Below are 18,720 nucleotides of genomic sequence, written 5' to 3'. Positions count from 1 at the left end.
TCCCGACTGCTCCCCCTTGCCTGCGGGACCTCATTCATCTCCGATCCGATCGGTGAACAGGACAATTAATCAGGTTAAGACAGGCGGGTGTGGTGGATAGTATGACCTTGATGGGATCAGATGGTTTTGTGCGTCTTTGCGCCACCGTCGCTCACGGGCGGGATTCAATAGCGCGGTGCGCGGTGGCGAGGGCGTTGGCGGAAACGGACGGCGACGCCGAGGTAGTTCGCCATCTTGTCGCCTTGCTTGGCGATGACGACCCCAACGTGCGGATGGAGGCGGCAGCCTCGCTCGGTCGCCTGCGTGCGGTCGAGGCGCTGGGTTCTCTCGTGGATCGTCTGGAGAGGGACCAGGACGGAGGCGTCCGCATCGAAGCCGTAAAGGCTCTCTCCAACCTCCTCGGCGCCGGCGCAATTGATCCGCTTATCCGTTGCTTGCGGGGGGCGGGATATCCCGATCTTGATTATCGTTGCCATGATCTCGACTATCCCGTTTCAAGCGAGGTGGAGAGTCTGGCTCTGAAAGCGCTCGGCAACTGCGGCGACGAACGCGCAGTCGAGGCGGTGATCAAGGCGGTGGCGGACGAGAACAACCATCATCTTCAGGAAGCCGGATTTTACGCTCTCGCCCGCCTGGGCTATCCCCTGGCCACGGACTTTCTTCTTTCCCAATTGAGCGGTGGCGGTCGTTCGGGACGCCGATGCGCCGCCAAGGCGCTGGTGGAGGTGGACGCCGGGCGCTTCCCTGATTCACCGGTTTACGCTGATGTCGTCGGCGGTTTGACCGCCGCCCTCGGCGATGCCGATCCGTCTGTTCGAGTCGAGGTTATTCGCGCCTTGGCTCATTGGGGGCCGGTAACCGCCGGTGATATTGCCGGGCGGTTGGCGGATCACGATCCGGATGTGCAGTGCGCCGCCGCGACGGCGCTGGTGACGGTGGCCGGCCCGAAGGCCGCCGCCGATCTGCGGAAGATGCCGGTCGGCGCCGACGGTAAAGTGCGCCGACATATAATTACGCTGCTTGGCCGGTGCGGAGGCGAGACCGATGAGGCAGCCCTGCTGTCCCTTCTCGATCAAAAAGATGCCGTGCGCTTGCGACGTGAAATAGTGGAAGCTCTGGGGAATATAGGTGGAGCGGGCGGTCAGTCGCGTTTGTTGTCTATCCTGACAACTCCCCAGGAGGACGATGAAATACGACTGGCCGCCGTCAACGGTTTGAAGGCTTCGCTGACGCCTGCTGCTCCGTCCGGTCAGCATGACGCCGCAGTCGCCGCTCTCCGGTCGGCTGTCCGGGACCCGAGTTTGCATGTGGCGGTCGCCGCCATGTCGGTTCTGGCCAAGGCGGCTCCGACCGAGGTCGTATCGTTGCTGTCGCGTATGGTGCAAGACGAGGTTGACCGCTTGGCCATCCGACTTCCGGCCAATGGCGGGAACGCCGATCCGACGCCGCCGGAAACAGAGAGAACGGAGGATGAGGAAGCGGGCGATCCGGCTTCCTCCACATTGGCCTCGATCCTGGCGGCAAACCCCCGGCGCGAGCCGGAGACGGGCGAAAAATCCGAACTCCCGGCCAATACCGGTCAGCAAACCATCGCGGCGGTGCATCTTCTCGGTAATTTAGGACAGCCGGGACCGGATGTTTTGGTTGCCCTCTCCGCCGCCGCCGCGTCTTCTGACGACGGATTGCGGGCGGCGGCTTTGCGGTCTCTGGGCCGTCTCGGTGAGCGAAATGCCTTGCCGCTGGCAAGGGCCGGTCTCGGCGCCGAATCACGCGATGTAAGGATCGCCGCCGCCGGCGCGTTGGCGGAACTGTCCGGCGGAGAAGCGGTCGAAAGCGTCGTTAAAATCCTGCTTGATAACAGCGATCCGATGATTCGACGGTGTGCGGTTGACGCGCTGAAGGCGATGGGCGACAAGGCGCCGCCGGCTCTCCTCATCCGCGCTCTCGGCGACGAGGACAGAGGCATCTGCCGGGCCGCATTGGCGGTGATCGGGCCGGAATCGAGCTGGCCGGAGATCGGCGATCAACTGCTTTTGCTCTTGTTTAACGGCTCCGATGAGACTCATGGCGAGGTGGTGCGGACGCTTGCCAGGATATCTTCCATTGATGCCGAACGACGGTTGCTGGCAATCGCCGGCGATTGCAGCAGCGAACATCTCCATGGGATATGCATCGAAACGCTGGTGGCCATGCGCGCCGCCGAACCCGGCGCGAACGGGAAGACAAAATGCCACTAATGAATCGTCAAATGATGCTGAAAGGGCCGGCGGTGATTTTCCTTCTTTCGGTAGCTGCGACGGAAGCCGCCGCCGGTTCGATGGGGTCTGCGGAAGCCTACTCCCGCTTGGCGGCGGCGCGGGATGTCTTCGAGACCAACTGCGCCGTCTGCCACGGCTACGACGGCGCCGCCCTGGTCGAAGGGGCGCCCAGCTTTGCCAAGGGCGAACGGCTTGAAAAAAAGGATGCCGAGTTGCTGAAAACCATTAATGACGGAAAAGACCCGATGCCGGCCTGGAAGGATGTCATCAGTCCGACCGAGCAAAAGGCGGCGCTGGCTTACGCCCGCACGATTACAGGCGGCAAGGCGTTCGCCGATGCCTGCGCCGTTTGCCATGCCGAGACGCTGCCGAAGCCCAAGAAGGCGGCGAAGCGGATGTCTGACGGCGGCGGTCTTTGCGAGAAGACGGAAGCCGAAAACTCATTCAGCGACACCGAATACCTGGCGGTTGCCGGGTTCCTGACCGCATGGGGGAAGAAATGACCGCTGCCCGGACGACGAGGAGTCGAAATCTGCTGATCATGGGCGTCGCACTGGCGGCAGCGCTGATGGCCGCCTGGCCGGCTTTTGCGCTCGAACCCAATGAGTATCGGCAGTTCGTGGGCCTCGATTCGCGGCGTCTGGTTTGGTTCCTGGCGCAAATGCACCTCTTCTTCGCCGCCTTCGTGCTGGGTGTGCCGCTGTTTGCGGTGATCATCGAGATCGTCGGCTGGAAGCAGAACGACGCCAAGTTCGACAAACTGGCCTACGAATTCACCAGCCTGCTCAGCATCGCCTATGCCACCACGGCGGCCTTCGGCGGGTTGCTGGCCTTCGCCCTGTTCACTCTCTATCCGACCTTCATGGGTTATATGGCGGGCATCTTCAAGGACATCATGTTCATCTATGCGCTGCTGTTCTTCGGCGAGACCTTCGCGCTCTATCTTTACTACTACGGATGGGACTGGTTGAGCGACCGCAAGCCGTTTTCGCTTTCGCTGCGGCGTGTTTTCCAGGGAGTGGGCGCAGTGATCATGGCAATCGGCGCTTTGATGCTGGTGGGAGCGTTCGGCGACGGAATGCGCGGCGACACCCGCGTCTGGATCGCCCTTCTCTATATCATGCCGACGGGCGCCGGCTTCCTGATTATGCGCGACGCCAAGTCCGTACATGTGATGATCGGCATCCAGCTCAACATTTTCGGCACGGCGATCATGCAACTCGCCAACAGTTGGGCGGGATTCATGATGAGTCCGGTCGGCGTCGATACGGACGGCGTGTTCGTCGGAACCACATGGCAGGCCTTTGAGAACATCTTGGCCACGCCCATCGTCATTCATCGCATTCTCGGCAACCTCGCTTTCGGCGGGCTGGTCGCCGGCTCGTATGCCGCTGTCAAGTTTATCGGCGCCAAGACCATGGAGGAGAAGGCACACTACGACTGGATGGGTTATATCGCCAACTTCGTGGCCATCAGCGCCCTGATTCCGCTGCCCTTCGCCGGCTACTATCTGGGGCGCGAGGTCTATTCGACCAGCGCCGTCATGGGCAACAACATGATGGGCGGCGACTTCTCGTGGACCTTCATTATCCAGGCGATGCTGGTCGGGTCATTGTTCCTGATCAGCAATTACTACCTGTGGAGCGGCATGACCCGCATTCCGGGAGCAGAGCGTTATTACAAGTACATCAAGTACATCCTGGGGGTCATCATAGTGTGCTTCGCCGTCTGGCTGACCCCGCACAATCTGCCGCTGTCCGGCCAGGAAGTGGGCGCCATGGGCGGCAGCCAGTATCATCCGACGCTGAAATACCTCGGCTTGATGCCGGCCAAGAACGCGGTGGTCAATCTGATCATTTTGTCCACTTTTTTCAGCTTCCTGCTTTACCGCCGGGGCAACAAGGGCGACGTAGTGCCCATCAGCCGGCAGGGTCGTCTGCCGAAAATCGTGATTCCGCTGGCCGGCGCGGCGGCGATCACGCTGGTCGGCCAGTATGCCGCGACCCTGCTGACGATGGACCCGGCCGGCCTTGATTTGCCCGCTGATCGCGCCGTGTACTTCCGCACCGTCGGCTATCTGCTGTTGTTCAATTGCGCCGTTGCGGCGCTGGCAGTCGGTCTGGCGCTGAAGGACAAGGGCAAGTTGGCCCAGGTGCTGTATCTGGCCGTCACCGCCTTTAACGTCGCCGTCTTCCTCGGCGTTTATGGCTTCGTGGTGATGGAGAAGGCCTCGCCGTTCCTGCGTAACGTCGCGGTCAGCCAGTTCCTGCAATTGATCAGTTGCCTGATTCTGGTCACCGCCATTGATATGTTCCTGTTCCGGGGCGCCAAGGAAATCGGCCCGTTGCGTTGGGGCAACATGACCATGCGCAGCCAATACGCGCTGATGCTGCTCACCTTTATCATCACCATGAATATGGGACTGATGGGTTTCATTCGCTCAAGCCTGCGCGGCGACTGGCATATCTTCGGCGTCATGCGCGACACCTCCGACTGGTCCTTCACGCTCAGCAACTTCTCGATGACGCAAGGAGTAAGTTTGGCGGTCCTGACGTTCCTGCTAGCCGTAGCCTTCATGTTCTGGTTGGGCGGCATCAATGCCGGCAAGCACGGCGAGAAGTCTGAATGAGAATCATACGGGAAAGCCAAGATGTCCAACGCGGTTAGCAAGGTCTTCGTCTTCCTTCTGCTGGTGCTGACCACGTTCCTGTGGGTCGGCTACTCGGTCACCGGCCTTACCGGCGGCGAGAAGAAGGCGGCAAACGTCGTCGAGGTCAGCCCCGAAGGGGGCGAAGCCATCTATTGGGGCAAGGGCCGCTGCTATACCTGTCACAGCATGGGAGGACAGGGCAGCGCGGTGCGTGGTCCCAATCACGGCCAGTTCGGCGACAAATTCCCGCTGCCGATGGGGGGGCGCGCCGTTGAGCGCGCCAAGGATCGCAAGGACAAGACGGGGCAACCTTTTACCGCTACTGACTATCTGGTCGAAAGCCTGGCCGATCCCGGCGCCTTTTTGGTTGAAGGCTACAAGAATGAGATGGCCGTCGTTTTCGCGCCGCCGATTTCGCTCAGCCTTGACGAAATCAAGGCGGTGATTTCTTACCTGCAAAGTCAGGGTGGCGACGTTGACATCGACGCGCTCAATAATCCGAGCGGGATATCTAAGAAGTTCTATGACAAAATCCAGGCGGCGGCGGCGGCCGGAGGCGGCGACCCAGGCCACGGCGCCGCCGTATTTAAGGACACTTGCGCCTTTTGCCATATGGTCAAGGGCGGCGAAAAACCCGGTCTGGCCGGACCCGACCTGTCGGAAATCGGCAAGCGCGGCATCAAATACATTTCGGAAGCAATTCTCAGGCCGACCAAGGCCATCACCAAGGGCTTCGAGACACATGTGGTGACCGACAAGAACGGAGGTCTGGTCACCGGCCTTAAAACCCGTGAGACCCCCGACGAGATCGACATCGCCAAGGTCGCCGGCGAAGTAGTCACCATCAGGCGCGTTGAGATCAAGGAAATCACCCAAGACCCGACCAGAAGCCTGATGCCGGACGACCTTTCGGAGGCAATGACCGTCAAGGATTTCCAGGATGTGTTGTCGTACATGATCATGCAGAAGGGCGAGTGACGATGAAGATCGCAAGATTCAGGATAGGTCGTTTCGGGACTATCGTGCTGGCGTTGCTGGCGGTCTTCTCGCTGGTCAAGTGGGGAATCCCGGCGGCGTCGAGGCAGATCACCGGAATGCCGTTTCCCTTGCCTGTGCCCGGCACCCTGGTGTTGTTCTACATGGTGCTGACGCTGGTGGCGCTGTTCCTGTTCGTTACTTTTAATGACGACAATCTTGACGAATTCATGCGTCCGCTACGCCGCTTCATCGAAGGAGGATACGGCAAGAAGCTGCGCCTGGCGGTGATGGCGATGCTGCCGCCGCTGGTCGGCTGGCAGGTTTACGACGCTACTGTTCCAAGGTTCGAGGTCCCGTCGTCGTTGCGCATCCAGCATCCGTCGTCGAACTTTCCCAAGGAAATGGAGGCGGTCGAGAATCCGCTGGCCAACCCTGCCGACGCCGATATCGAGGCTTTCGTACAGCAGGCCAAGGCCGGCGAGGCTGCCTTCATCCGGCAGGTGATGCCCGATGTCGAGCGGTGGCGGAAGAAGAATCCCGGCAGCCCGGCGCTTGGGTTCATCCCCACCGAGCCGATGAAGAAGTATCTGGCTGAACTCAAGTCCGGAACTTCAAGCAAAGAAAGCGCCAAGGCGGCGTTGCTGGAGAAGACGCTGTTCGAGGGCCGCGCCCTTTACGCCATGAACTGCCGCCCCTGTCACGGCGACAGCGTGTCGGGCGACGGACCTATGGCCGACGGCTTCAAGTTGCGGCCGATCAATTTCACCGACAACGGCACTATCGAGACGATTGTTCAGGGATACACATTCTGGCGCGTCAGCAACGGCGGGCCGGGCTTGCCGGTCGAGGCTACGCCCTGGGATTCGGCGATGCCGGAATGGAAACTCAATCTTACCGAGGAAGAGCGGTGGCGGATCATCATGGCCGAGTACGATTTCGCGCAGAAAACGCCGCGCATACCGGAGTCTCACTGATGATTAGCAAATGGCTACTGGCGATGGTGATGATGGCGAGCCTTGCGCTGGCGACCGGCGAGGCGGCGGCAGCCGACCGTCCCGCCATGCCGATGCCGCCTGAAACGCCCGAATTGTTGGATAAGGGCAAGTTGATTTATTTCAAGCGGTGCAGTTTCTGCCACGGGCTTCTCGGCGACGGCGAGGGGCCGGCTTCACCCTATATGGACCCTCGGCCCCGTGATTTCACGCTCGGCACTTTCAAGTTCCGCACTACCCAAAGCGGCGAATTGCCGACTAATGAAGATCTGTTTCGCACTGTCAGCCGGGGACTCTCGGGGACGGGGATGCAGGCCTTCGACAGCGACGTTATCAAGAACGGACTCAGCGAAGACGAACGATGGGCGGTGATTGCCTATGTTAAGACCTTCGCCCCTGAATTCAACGATCCGTCTCTGGACCCGGTCAAGACCGGCAAGGTGGTGGCGTTGCCTAAGGATAAAGTGTCCCTGGACGCCGAATCCATCGCCAAGGGAAAAGAAATCTTCGAGAAAACCAAGTGCTGGGAATGTCACGGCAAGTTGGGGCGCGGCGACGGCCAGAAAGCGTTTGATCGCAAGGATGACTGGGGCTTCCCGATCCGTATCCGCAACGTCACGCTGCCGTGGAAGATCAAGGCCGGCAATGAGGTCGAAGACATTTTCATGCGGTTCTCGACCGGCATCAACGGCACGCCGATGCCCTCATTCGCCAAGACGCTGAACGAGACCGACCGCTGGTATCTGGCTAATTTTATCAAGTCGCTACAGCACAAGGAGGCAGACAGCCAGGTTCTGTTGGTGCGCAAGGTCGAGGGCGATGTTCCCGACGCGCCCGATGATTCGAGATGGGCCGCCGCCGAGGCGACGGACGTGCGCCTGACCGGCCAAGTAGTGGCCGCTCCCCGTTGGCAGAATCCCGGCATCGAGATGGCGACTGTCAGAGCCGTCTACAATGACAAGGAGATCGCCTTCCTGATTGAATGGAGCGATCCCTTCAAGGATGTCATTCATGCCTCGGACAAGGAGATCGACGTTAAGGATATTCGCGCTCCGGGCGCTTTTAATTCCTATGTTCGGGCCAACGGCATGGTGCCGCGCCAACTTGCGACCTTCCGTGACGCAGTGGCGCTGCAATTTCCCGTCAAGCCGCCCGAGAGCGCCAAGAAACCTCATTTCGTGCGTGGTGATTCATCCAGCGCCGTTCATCTGTGGGTATGGAAGTCGGATGTTGACGCCGCCGGCGGTCACGCGGTGGAGGAGGCCAATTCCAGGGGCTGGAGCCAGCCTCCCAAGGTCCAGGCCGAGGAGCAACAACAGGTTGTATCCAGGGCCGTCTGGGATCAGGGGCGCTGGTCGATGGTGATGAAGCGTCCGCTCAACACCGGCGACAAAAACGACGTGCAGTTTGAGCCGGGCCGCTTCATTCCCATGGCGGTCAACGCCTGGGACGGCTCGAACGGCGAACACGGAATGATCATGAGCCTGTCAACCTGGCGCTATGTGCTGCTGGAGGCGCCGGCATCGGCAAGCGTTTACATATACGCTCTGTTTGCTGTTATGCTGACCGCCGCCGGGCTTTACCTGCTGGTTCGTTGGGTCGAGGCGAGGTCGGCAGTCTCCTCGACGATCAGCAATAAGGAAGGCGTATGATTACCGATGCCATGCCGTCTTGGCTGGTGAACCTGACTGCGCGGTTTTGATATCGCCCGGTCGTAACTTATGGAGGAATGTATGTTCAAGTATATCCGTGCCTCGGCTCTGGCCATCGCCGTCGGCGGCCTCGTCGCTCTCGGTTCCGGCGGAGCCTTCGCCCAGACCGCCAATCCTTGCGCCGCAAAGCCGATGGAGGACAAGAAAGCCGCCAATCCGTGTGCTCCGAAGACGGAAAATCCCTGCGCTCCCAAGGCCGGCAATCCTTGCGCTCCCAAAAAGTAACCGGACCCGCGACCGGTCGCCCGGGAGGGTGGCCGGTCCTTGTCTTTTGAGGATTCCTGTCATGATGAACCGAAACGAGTATACCCTTCGCCGCATCTTTTTGTTTATGGCGGCGGCGCTGATAACGGCAATGGCGGCGACCGGCGCCATGGCGGCAAATCCTTGTGCGCCCGTGGCGGCAAATCCGTGTGCGGCCATGCCGGGGATCGACTCCAAACTGGTCACCCGACCGGCAGGGACAAGCCTTTTTAAGGGTGATCCCGCCTCACTCGCCAAGGAGGGCGAACGCCTGTTCAAGGACCAGAAACTCAGCACCAACGGGCTGTCTTGCAGCAGTTGTCACGAAGACAACAAGGCGTTCATGCCCGGCTTCGCCGAGCCTTATCCCCATTTCGTGGCGATGGCGGCCGAGATGGGCAAGGTGAAATCCGTCCATTTGGATGAAATGGTGCAGTTCTGCATGGTGGCGCCCATGGAGGCCAAGCCGCTGGCTTGGGAGTCCAGGGAATTGGCGGCGTTGGCGGCGTACGTCGGCGAATTGCAAAAGAAGTTCCAAAGCAAGGTTATGAATCCCTGCGCGAAGCAATGACATGATGAGGGATGTCCAGTGATCGGGAATGACTTAAAGTCATCCGCTGTTGCCGCCATACATCTCCGCCTCCGCTCTCCGCCGCCGCCGCTGACGGCAGCCAAGCTTAAGGAAGCCTTACGGCTGCCGCTCGACCGGCAGGAACAGCGAAAAGTTCTAGTGGAGTGTCAGACGATTCCTATTTCGGTGAAGTCCGGCTTAAACCGGGAGATCGGGGAGTTAACCTCCCCCGACCCCTCCTTGGTAAGGAGGGGAAAAGTTCCTCCCCTTACGAAGGGGAGGTTAGGAGGGGTTAAATTGCGTAAAGCGCGGGAAACATTTGTTAGAGTCAATCCACTAGAAAACAAAAGCCTTCTCAAGGGCTTGCGGGTCGAGCAGTAGGAAAATTTTGCGGAAGGTTTGCGCCTGGGGAATGCCGTCTTTAAAGGGGAGTATATTTGCGCATTGGGACCGCATAATCCGGGACCGATCAGTCTCTCCGTCCCGCCCGGCGATGCCGTATTGCCGACAAGCCTTGGAAACTACGGGACGAATTGGGGCGTTAAAATGACAAAAAGCCAATTAAAACAATGGGTTAGGTAATGGCGGATGGGGCGGGATTCGAACCCGCGATACAGTTTCCCGTATACTGGTTTAGCAAACCAGCGCCTTCAGCCTCTCGGCCACCCATCCTTTATCGTGTCACCGGATTAGTCGCACCCGGACGGTGCCTTCTACAAACTGCGCCGGTCGCTGTCAATGAAGCCGGTTTATTCCGGCGTTATCTGTTGCGCGGCATTCTCCTCCATGTCGCGATCATAGTCGCCGCACCAGTCGGTGGCTTTGGTTTCCATCCATACCGTAGTCAGCGCGCTTGCGGTGGGGGCGTAGCGGCAGCACAGGCCTTTCTCCTGGGGCCTGATCTGTCCGTCCGCTCCCCGCTTGTCCTGAAGCCCGGAGAAGGCGGAGCTTAGTCTTGTTGATTTATGGCGAAACTTCCACGGCGGACGCCAGAATCGGCAGTTTCGGCAATATTCGATATCTGTTGCGGCCATCTTGCGTCCCCCGACAGTTTGGCTTCTAATCATTAGCATACACCATAAGGAGACGCCCGTGAAAACGGATAACCGATTTTCCGTCACCACCGGTCCCATCGCCGGTTCCCGCAAGGCCTATCAGTCCGGCGTTCTGTACCCGGACATCCGCATCCCCGTGCGCGAGATTTGCCTGGAGGAGTCTTCAGGCGAGTCGCCGCTGCCGGTCTATGACTGCTCCGGCCCCTATACCGACGTCGCCGCCGATATTGATATCCGCGCAGGGTTGGCGCCCATCCGCCGCCGCTGGATAGAGGAGCGCAACGACGTCGAAGCGTACGAAGGCCGCGCCGTTCGTCCCGAAGACAACAGCGGTTCCGGTAGCGGCGTCGAGCCTTTCGCCGGCCATGGCCGGATTACGCTGCGGGCCAAAAACGGCGCCGCCGTCACCCAGCTTGCCTATGCGCGGGCCGGCATGATTACCCCGGAGATGGAATACGTCGCCATCCGCGAGAACGAAGGCCGCCGCCAGGCATCTGCCGCCCCCCGCGACGGCGAGCCTTTCGACGCCGAAATTCCCGATCTGGCGACGGCCGAGTTCGTCCGCGACGAAATCGCCGAGGGACGCGCCGTGCTGCCCCTCAACATCAATCACCCGGAAGCCGAGCCGATGATCATCGGCCGCAATTTTCTGACCAAAATCAACGCCAATATCGGCAACTCTTCCGTTGCCTCCACCGCCGCCGAGGAGGTGGACAAGATGGTGTGGGCCATCCGCTGGGGCGCCGACACGGTGATGGACCTGTCCACCGGCGCCGACATTCACAATATCCGCGAATGGATCATGCGCAACGCGCCGGTTCCCATCGGCACCGTGCCTATCTACCAGGCTTTGGAAAAGACCGACGGCATCGCCGAGGACCTGACCTGGGAGCTGTTCCGCGACACCCTCATTGAGCAGGCCGAGCAGGGCGTAGACTATTGGACCATCCATGCCGGTTTGCGACTGGCGCATATTCCGCTGACCGCCCGCCGCGTCACCGGCATCGTCAGTCGGGGCGGCGCCATCATGGCCAAGTGGTGCCTTGCCCACCACCGGGAGAACTTCCTGCTGGAGCATTTCGCGGATATCTGCGAAATCGCCAGGGCCTATGATGTCAGCCTGTCGCTGGGCGACGGCCTGCGTCCGGGATGCAATGCTGACGCCAATGACGAGGCCCAGTTCGCCGAACTCAAGACGCTGGGCGAGTTGCGCCGCATTTCGGACGCGCTCGACGTTCAGACCTTCATCGAAGGCCCCGGCCATGTGCCGATGCACAAGATCAAGGAAAATATGGAGATGCAGAAAAAGTACTGCGACGACGCGCCGTTCTACACGCTGGGGCCGCTGGTTACCGATATCGCGCCGGGCTATGACCATATCACCAGCGCCATCGGGGCGGCGATGATCGGCTGGTACGGCTGCGCCATGTTGTGCTATGTGACGCCCAAGGAGCACCTGGGGCTGCCCGACCGCGACGATGTCAAGACCGGCGTCATCACCTACAAGATAGCCGCTCACGCCGCCGATCTGGCCAAGGGCCACCCCGGCGCCGGGCGGCGTGACGACGCCCTGAGCCGCGCCCGCTTCGAGTTCCGCTGGCGCGATCAGTTCAGGCTGTCGCTGGACCCGGATACCGCCGAGGCTTTTCATGACAAGACCTTGCCGGCGGAAGGCGCCAAGCTGGCCCACTTCTGCTCGATGTGCGGTCCCAAGTTCTGCTCGATGAAAATCAGTCATGAGGTCCGCGAGCAGGCCGAAAAGGGCATGGAAAACATGTCCAGGGAATTCCGCGCCGGCGGCGGCGAAATTTACGTCAAGCCGTAGTGTTTCAGACGCTTCCACAGGGTGGTGCGCGACATCCTGAGTTTTATCGCCGCCGCCGCCCTGTTGCCTTTGCTTTCCTTCAGCGTGCGGATGATCGCCGTCTTTTCGTCTTCCTGTCGCCGGGGCGCCCGGTAATAGCCGGTAAAGCTTTCGGGCAGAGGGGAAGCGCCGGCTTCGTGTTCCTTCCTTAAGGGGGCGGCGAGGGGAACGGCGGTGATGACTTCCGGCGGCAGATGGCGCGGCATAATTTTGGAGCCGCCCGACTGCACCAGGGCGAATTCCATGGCATTCCCCAATTCGCGGACGTTGCCGGGCCATGAATAGGCGCAAAGGACGGCGAGGGCGTCGTCGGCAATATCCACCTCGCCGTATCCGTAGCGCTTGGCCATTTCACCGACGATGTGAGCGGCCAGCAGAGGAACGTCCTCCGGGCGTTCGCGTAACGCCGGAGAGGCCAGAGGGAGAACCCGCAGCCGGTAAAAAAGGTCTTCGCGGAATGTTCCCTCCTTGACCATGGAGGCGAGGTTGCGGTTGGTGGCGGCGATCAGGCGGACATCGATTTTGCGCGACTTGTTTTCACCCAGGCGTTCGACTTCCCGCTCCTGAAGCACCCGCAGAAGCTTTACCTGGATGCTCGGCGAAATCTCGCCGATTTCATCGAGCAGCAGCGATCCGCCGTCGGCGGCCTCGAAGCGTCCTTCGCGATCCGATACGGCGCCGGTATAAGCGCCCTTGGCGTGGCCGAACAGTTCGGACTCAAGAAGGTTCTCGGCCAGAGCGGCGCAGTGAACGCGGATATAGGGTTTGTCGGCGCGCCTTGAATTGTCATGCAGCGCCCGGGCGATCAGTTCCTTGCCGGTGCCGCTTTCTCCCTCGATCAGGACTGTGGCGTCGCTGGAAGCGAGCCTCAGCACGTTTTTGAACAGGCGCTGCATCACCTGGCTGTGGCCCAGCATTTCCCCCAGACGCAGGCGGTTGCTGACTTCTTCTTCCAGTTGCCGCTCACGGGTGCGGTTGCGAAGAATGACGGCGCAGGCGGCCGGGTGTTCTCCGGGAAGCGGTATGGCCCACATGCGAAGCGAAATCATGGTGTCGTCGGGACGAAGCAGGTCCAGGTCGTGGACCTTTTTTTCCTTATCAAGGTCGAGCAGTGAGCAATATCCTTTTTGGGTGCAGTAGCGTCCGCACTCGGTTCCCTGAAAAAGGCTCATGCACATGGAGCCGATAAGTTGCTCGTTATGATGACCGACCATATCAAGGGCGGCGTGGTTGATGGCGACGACGGAGCGGTCCTTGTCGAGAAACATAATGCCTTCTTCGAGATTGTTGATGACCGTGTTCAGCCCGTCGATGGATATGGTTGTCATGGACGCTTTTATCCGTTCATTTTGTTTAAATGTGAACGTTCACATTATCGGCTGCGACTGACAATAACAACATGAATTATCGTGACAAACGCAGAAATGCTTCGTACTATTAGCCCACCTGCGTCAATATATAGCTATTGGGCGCAGGATAATATACAATATCTTGTGATTATTGGTTGGTCAGTCACAGAATTACGCCTCGGTGTCCAATATGCAGAATCAGGACGATAAACGTCAGCGCCTGCTGGAGGTTATCAAGAGCTTGTCTTTGTTTAAAGGGGGGGCCTACCGGCTTGCCTCCGGCGGGATGAGTGATGTTTTTTTCGATATGAAAAAAACGATGTTTGATCCGGAGGGCGCCAATCTTGCTGCGGAGCTGATCCTTGAAATCCTGGGAGATGATCATATCGACTTTATCGGCGGAATTGAAATGGGGGCCGTTCCCGTTGTTTTGGCGGTAACCGTGAAAAGTTTGCCTGAGCGGCCGTTGCGCTCTTTCTTTGTCAGGAAGGAAGCCAAGGGACACGGCAGGGAAGAGCTGATAGGCGGTCATTTGAAGGAAAACTCCGATGTCGTGCTCTTTGACGATGTGACCACGACCGGCGGTTCCATTCTGAAAGCGGTTAAAGCCGTAAGAGATATGGGATGCCGCGTTTCAAAGGTGATCTCGATTGTCGATCGCTCGGAAGGGGCAAGGGAAAATCTGGCGGCTCACGGCATCGAGCTTGTCTCCCTGTTTACCAGAAGCGACTTTGAACATTAATATCATCGGCCTTAATCATTGACCCATGGCAGCCCCCGCGCTTTTCTCTCTTTATCAAGGAGGGGGAAGTTGCCGCCGATGTCCTCAACGTCCGGCGCGTTGACTGGAATAAGCACTGTTTTATGAACCACCACAGAGGCTCAGAGACACAGAGGAGGTATAGAGAAACAAGAAAAAGCAAGGAAAAATATTCTCTCTGCGTCTTTGTGCCTCTGTGTTTCAAAACTACGGCCATTGGTGTAATTCCCGCACATGAAACGCAACAGGGGCGCACAAAACAAAACCCCTCCGGCGACTGCGCCGAAGGGGTTTCATAATAACGTAGAATTTTTCGGACGTTAGTTTACGGCGTCCTTCAATCCCTTGCCGGCCTTGAACTTCGGTTGTGTGGAAGCGGCGATTTTAATCGTCGCGCCGGTCTGGGGGTTCCGACCGGAACGGGCGGGACGCTTTGAGACGCTGAAACTTCCAAATCCGGTGAGACGAACTTCGCCACCGGACTTCAGAGCGGCGGTGATGGCGTCAAAGGTAGCGTCCACGGCGGCAGCGGCGCTGGCCTTGGAAAGGCCGGCAGCTTCGGCGACAGCAGTGGCAAGGTCCGATTTATTCATGGCGATGATCCCCTACAATTTAGAGATAAAAAAAAGATAGGCCGGGTTTAACCGTAAAAGCGGGCGAGGTCCAGTGTTCACTTGCAAAAAAATAACTAATTTGCCGGATAATGCTCCGGGATCAACTTGATCGTATCTGGGCCAGGAACTTGGCCACCTCGCCCTTCAGCGTCTCCGACTGCCGCGAAAGTTCGGACGAGGCTTCCTGTATCTGGCTTGCCGCCTGACCCGTTTCGTTAGCCGCCTGGGTGACGCCGGCGATGTTGGAGGACACCTCATTGGTGCCGGCCGCCGCCTGCTCGACGTTACGGGCGATCTCCTGGGTGGCGGCGCCTTGCTCCTCCACCGCTGCGGAAATGGCGGCGGCGATCTCGTCTATGTCGCTGATCGTCTTGACGATGCCTTTGATGGCGGTTACCGCTCTGTCGGTGGCGCTTTGGATGTCGCCGATCTGGCTGCCGATTTCCTCGGTCGCCTTGGCCGTCTGGTTGGCCAGGTTTTTAACCTCGGAAGCCACCACCGCAAAGCCCTTGCCGGCGTCGCCGGCGCGCGCCGCCTCAATGGTGGCGTTCAGCGCCAGCAGGTTGGTCTGGTCGGCAATATCGGTGATCAAGGCCACAACCTCGCCGATTTTCTGAGCGGCGGCGGCGAGGCCCTGAATCTCCGCATCGGTTTTTTTGGCGTCATTGACCGCCCTGCCGGCGATTTCGGAAGATTGAGATACCTGCCGACTGATCTCGGAGATCGAACTGGACAGTTCCTCCGCCGCCGCCGCCACCGTCTGGACGTTGGTCGAAGCCTCTTCGGAAGCGGCGGCCACCGCCGTTGCCTGACGAGTGGTTTGCTCGGCCGTCGCCGCCATAGCCTGAGACGATGACTGCATTTCGGTAGACGCCGAAGAAACCGATTCAACAACGCCGCCGACGCGGGAATCAAAGTCGTCCGCCATCTTCATCATCAAGGCCTTCTTTTCCTCGGCGGCGCGGCGTTCCATCTCCACCTGCTTGGCCTCCATCTCCTTGACCCTGATGGCGTTGTCCTTGAAAACCTGAACCGCCGCCGCCATCTCGCCGATTTCATCGGTCTTGTCCTGAGAGGGAATGTTCACCTCCAGGTTGCCGCCGGCCAATTCTCCCATGGCTCCGGTCATGGCGCCGATGGGATTGGAAATAGACCGCGCAAAGAATAAACCTATGGCGGTCAAGACCGCCGCCATGATGAGGATGGCCGTCATCATCGAGTTACGCATCTCGCCGACCGGTATATCGACTTCCGCCATGTCGATGTTGGCGACGACCGCCCAGGTTACGCCCAGAAAATTAAGCGGAGCGGCGGTCATCAGCGTCTCGTCGCCGTGGCGATCAGTGGCGACCAGGGTGACGTCCTTGCCGGACAGCGCTTCGCGCACGCCCGCAGAATCATCCCTGGATTTGAGGATGTCGGTCTCGCCCTTCTTGGTGAAGCGGGAATCGCTGCGCATGGTCTTGTCGCCGCCGACCAGATATGTCTCGCCGGTTTCACCCATGCCCGTGGCCTGCTGCATGATGTTGTTGAGGCGCTCAACAGGCATCTGGAAGACCAGCATGCCGTGACGGCCTCCCTTGTGGTCAAAAACGGGAGTTCCTATGAAGCCGGCGGGTACGCCGGCGCTGGGCGCGTAAGGAGCAAAATCGGTAAAGGCGACATAGCCTTCCTTGAAATTGGCGCTTAACGTCTTGTATATCTTGCCTAGATCGGTGTCTTTCCACTGGCCGGTGGTCAGGTCGGTGCCGAAGTCCGCTTCCTTGTAAACCGTGTAGACGACCTTGCCTTCATGGTTAATCAGGAAGATGTCGTAGTATTCCCTGGCCAGCAGGAACTTGCGGAACCATGGGTGAAATTTCTTGTGGGCGATGCTGTATTTGGAGCTGTCGGGGGCGGCGTCAAGCTTATGTTTTTCGCCGGCCTTGTTCGGGTTATCGGTGATGTAGAGTTTCTGAAGACTTTGCGTCACCGTGTCGCCGAGCGCGCTCCATCCTTCCTCGAAGGCCTCAAGCCCGTCGATAGTCATATGATTGGAGGAGACGGCAAGAACGTCTTCCTTGATCATATTGAGATAATTAGTCAGTTCGGAAATACGCCCGTCATGGGCCGCGTTGATTTTTTCAAAAGCGGTTTTTTCCAGCGCCGCTTCCGACTGCGTAAAGGCGACGTAGCCGGTCACCATCGAAGCAATGACGGCCAGGGCGACGATGACGATGGGAAGTTTGGCGGATATCCTGAGATTTATCATTTTTCAATTGCTCCAAATTTTAGTCCTGCGGCGCATCGCGACTTTGATTGAATGTATCACAAGGTCAAGGCGTTGATCTAGTGCGCATGGTGACAAATTCCTCGGCGGCTGACGGGTGGATGCCGACCGTGGCGTCGAATTGGGATTTCCTGGCTTTGCATTTCAAGGCGATGCCGAGACCCTGCATGATCTCGGGAGCGTCCATGCCCAGCATATGGCAGCCAAGCACCCGATCAGTCCTGGAATTGACCACCAGTTTCATCAAGGTCTTTTCGTCGCGGCCCGACAGAGAATGCTTCATCGGTTTGAATCTTGAAATATAGATATCGACGTTGTTCTTATGCTTGACCCTGGCCTGCTCCTCGGTCAATCCCACTGTGCCCAGCGGCGGTTGACTGAAGACGGCGGTGGGGATGTTGGCGTAGTCCACCGTCGTCGGGTTGTCGTTGAACAGGGTTTGGGCGACCGCCGCTCCCTCGGCAATGGCGACCGGAGTCAGGTTCATGCGGTCGGTGGCGTCGCCGACGGCGAAGACGCTTTTTCTTGATGAGCGCGAGTATTCGTCAACCTCCACCGCGCCCTTATCATTAAGTTTAATCCCGGCCTCCTTAAGGCCCAGCCCCGAGGTTTTGGGAGCGCGCCCGGTGGCGTACATCACCAGATCGGCTTTCACCACGTCGCCGCCGTGCAGGTTCAGGGTGTACCCGCCGCCCGTCTTGTCGATGCTGTCAACTACGGTTTTTACCATGAGGTTGACGCCGTGCTTGCCCATCTCCTCGCCGAGGGCTTTTCTCAGATCATCGTCAAAGCCGCGCAACACCTTGTCGGCGCGCAGAATCTCGGTGACCTCAACGCCGAGGGCGTTGAAAATTCCGGCGAACTCGACGGCGATATAACCGGCGCCGACAATCACCATGCGCTTGGGGAGACTCATCAGGTCCAGCGCCTCGTTGGAGGTTATGACATGCTCGATGCCGGGAATCCGGGGGATGGTCGGCCATGAGCCGACGGCGATCAGGATATGCCCGGCGGTGAGGGTCTTGCCCGCCGCTTCTACCGTGTGGGCGTCGGCGAGGACGCCCCGGCCCTCAATGATGTCAACGCCGTTGGCGCGCAGCATATTAACGTAGATGCCGTTCAGGCGGTCGATCTCGCGGTTTTTGGCGGTGACCAGCCTGGCCCAGTCAAAGTCGGTTTCGCCGACCGTCCAGCCGTAGCCGGCGGCGTCCTTGAAGTCGTCGGCGAAATGAGCGCCGTAGACAAGAAGCTTCTTGGCGACGCAGCCCCTGATCACGCAGGTTCCGCCGACCCGGCTCTCTTCGATGATGGCGACCTTGGCGCCGAATTGGGCCGCCATGCGCGAGGCGCGCACCCCGCCGGAACCGGCCCCGATGCAGATCAGATCGTAGTCGTATTTTTTAGT

Annotated in this window: 15 protein-coding genes and 1 tRNA gene (1 of these 16 cut by a window edge); 10 read left to right on the top strand and 6 right to left on the bottom strand. The window is 59.3% G+C overall.

What is annotated here, in order from left to right; translation table 11 throughout:
- Positions 1–101: 101 nt before the first annotated feature.
- The 8 genes from A3H92_01090 (at position 102) to A3H92_01055 (ending at position 9,404) form a co-directional block, all read left to right on the top strand.
- On the top strand, positions 102–2,237 hold the full coding sequence (locus A3H92_01090; protein ID OHC76422.1) for a hypothetical protein: 2,136 nt from the start codon (positions 102–104) through the stop codon (positions 2,235–2,237).
- A complete protein-coding gene (locus A3H92_01085; protein ID OHC76421.1) occupies positions 2,237–2,761 on the top strand; it encodes a hypothetical protein in 525 nt (174 codons plus the stop codon). The genes A3H92_01090 and A3H92_01085 overlap by 1 nt, the downstream gene beginning before the upstream one ends.
- Positions 2,746–4,887 (top strand): hypothetical protein, encoded by a 2,142-nt coding sequence (locus tag A3H92_01080; GenBank protein OHC76420.1) that lies wholly within the window; start codon positions 2,746–2,748, stop codon positions 4,885–4,887. The genes A3H92_01085 and A3H92_01080 overlap by 16 nt, the downstream gene beginning before the upstream one ends.
- Before the next feature lie 21 nt (positions 4,888–4,908).
- Positions 4,909–5,886, top strand: a complete 978-nt coding sequence (locus tag A3H92_01075; GenBank protein ID OHC76419.1) for a hypothetical protein — start codon at positions 4,909–4,911, stop codon at positions 5,884–5,886.
- A 2-nt stretch (positions 5,887–5,888) separates the two neighbouring features.
- Positions 5,889–6,860: a hypothetical protein gene (locus A3H92_01070; GenBank protein ID OHC76418.1), complete on the top strand. Its 972-nt coding sequence runs from the start codon at positions 5,889–5,891 to the stop codon at positions 6,858–6,860.
- On the top strand, positions 6,860–8,530 hold the full coding sequence (locus tag A3H92_01065; protein ID OHC76417.1) for a hypothetical protein: 1,671 nt from the start codon (positions 6,860–6,862) through the stop codon (positions 8,528–8,530). Before A3H92_01070 ends, A3H92_01065 begins: the two co-directional genes overlap by 1 nt.
- 69 nt (positions 8,531–8,599) lie before the next feature.
- The gene (locus A3H92_01060; GenBank protein ID OHC76416.1) at positions 8,600–8,815 is read left to right on the top strand and encodes a hypothetical protein; all 216 of its coding nucleotides are present in this window, start codon (positions 8,600–8,602) and stop codon (positions 8,813–8,815) included.
- A 64-nt stretch (positions 8,816–8,879) separates the two neighbouring features.
- The gene (locus A3H92_01055) at positions 8,880–9,404 is read left to right on the top strand and encodes a hypothetical protein (GenBank protein ID OHC76436.1); all 525 of its coding nucleotides are present in this window, start codon (positions 8,880–8,882) and stop codon (positions 9,402–9,404) included.
- Positions 9,405–9,986: 582 nt separating this feature from the next.
- On the opposite strand, the gene A3H92_01050 is transcribed toward A3H92_01055, so the two are convergent.
- Both A3H92_01050 and A3H92_01045 read right to left on the bottom strand, forming a co-directional pair.
- Positions 9,987–10,076, bottom strand: a tRNA-Ser gene (locus tag A3H92_01050).
- A 77-nt stretch (positions 10,077–10,153) separates the two neighbouring features.
- A complete protein-coding gene (locus A3H92_01045; protein OHC76415.1) occupies positions 10,154–10,438 on the bottom strand; it encodes a hypothetical protein in 285 nt (94 codons plus the stop codon).
- 58 nt (positions 10,439–10,496) lie between these two features.
- On the opposite strand from A3H92_01045, the gene A3H92_01040 reads away from it, so the two are divergent.
- Entirely contained in the window at positions 10,497–12,284 is a 1,788-nt protein-coding gene (locus A3H92_01040; protein ID OHC76414.1) for a phosphomethylpyrimidine synthase ThiC, read from the top strand.
- Here the strand turns inward: A3H92_01040 and A3H92_01035 are convergent.
- Positions 12,269–13,651, bottom strand: a complete 1,383-nt coding sequence (locus A3H92_01035) for a sigma-54-dependent Fis family transcriptional regulator (protein OHC76413.1) — start codon at positions 13,649–13,651, stop codon at positions 12,269–12,271. The two genes, A3H92_01040 and A3H92_01035, sit on opposite strands and share 16 nt — an antisense overlap.
- A 211-nt stretch (positions 13,652–13,862) precedes the next feature.
- Between A3H92_01035 and A3H92_01030 the strand changes: the two genes are divergently transcribed.
- A complete protein-coding gene (locus A3H92_01030; GenBank protein ID OHC76412.1) occupies positions 13,863–14,414 on the top strand; it encodes an orotate phosphoribosyltransferase in 552 nt (183 codons plus the stop codon).
- A gap of 338 nt (positions 14,415–14,752) precedes the next feature.
- On the opposite strand, the gene A3H92_01025 is transcribed toward A3H92_01030, so the two are convergent.
- From A3H92_01025 to A3H92_01015, 3 genes are all read right to left on the bottom strand, one after another.
- Positions 14,753–15,025, bottom strand: a complete 273-nt coding sequence (locus A3H92_01025) for a DNA-binding protein HU (GenBank protein OHC76411.1) — start codon at positions 15,023–15,025, stop codon at positions 14,753–14,755.
- A 121-nt stretch (positions 15,026–15,146) separates the two neighbouring features.
- A complete protein-coding gene (locus tag A3H92_01020; GenBank protein OHC76410.1) occupies positions 15,147–17,297 on the bottom strand; it encodes a hypothetical protein in 2,151 nt (716 codons plus the stop codon).
- A 64-nt stretch (positions 17,298–17,361) separates the two neighbouring features.
- Positions 17,362–18,720 carry the 3' portion of a glutathione-disulfide reductase gene (locus A3H92_01015; GenBank protein ID OHC76435.1) on the bottom strand. The gene runs 15 nt beyond the window's last position, so only the last 1,359 of its 1,374 coding nucleotides appear in the window; its start codon lies beyond the right edge, outside the window — the gene reads right to left on this strand; its stop codon occupies positions 17,362–17,364.

This window comes from Rhodospirillales bacterium RIFCSPLOWO2_02_FULL_58_16, from assembly GCA_001830425.1.
Taxonomy (GTDB): Bacteria; Pseudomonadota; Alphaproteobacteria; order Rhodospirillales; family 2-02-FULL-58-16; genus 2-02-FULL-58-16.
This window is presented reverse-complemented; position numbering and strand designations above follow the sequence as displayed.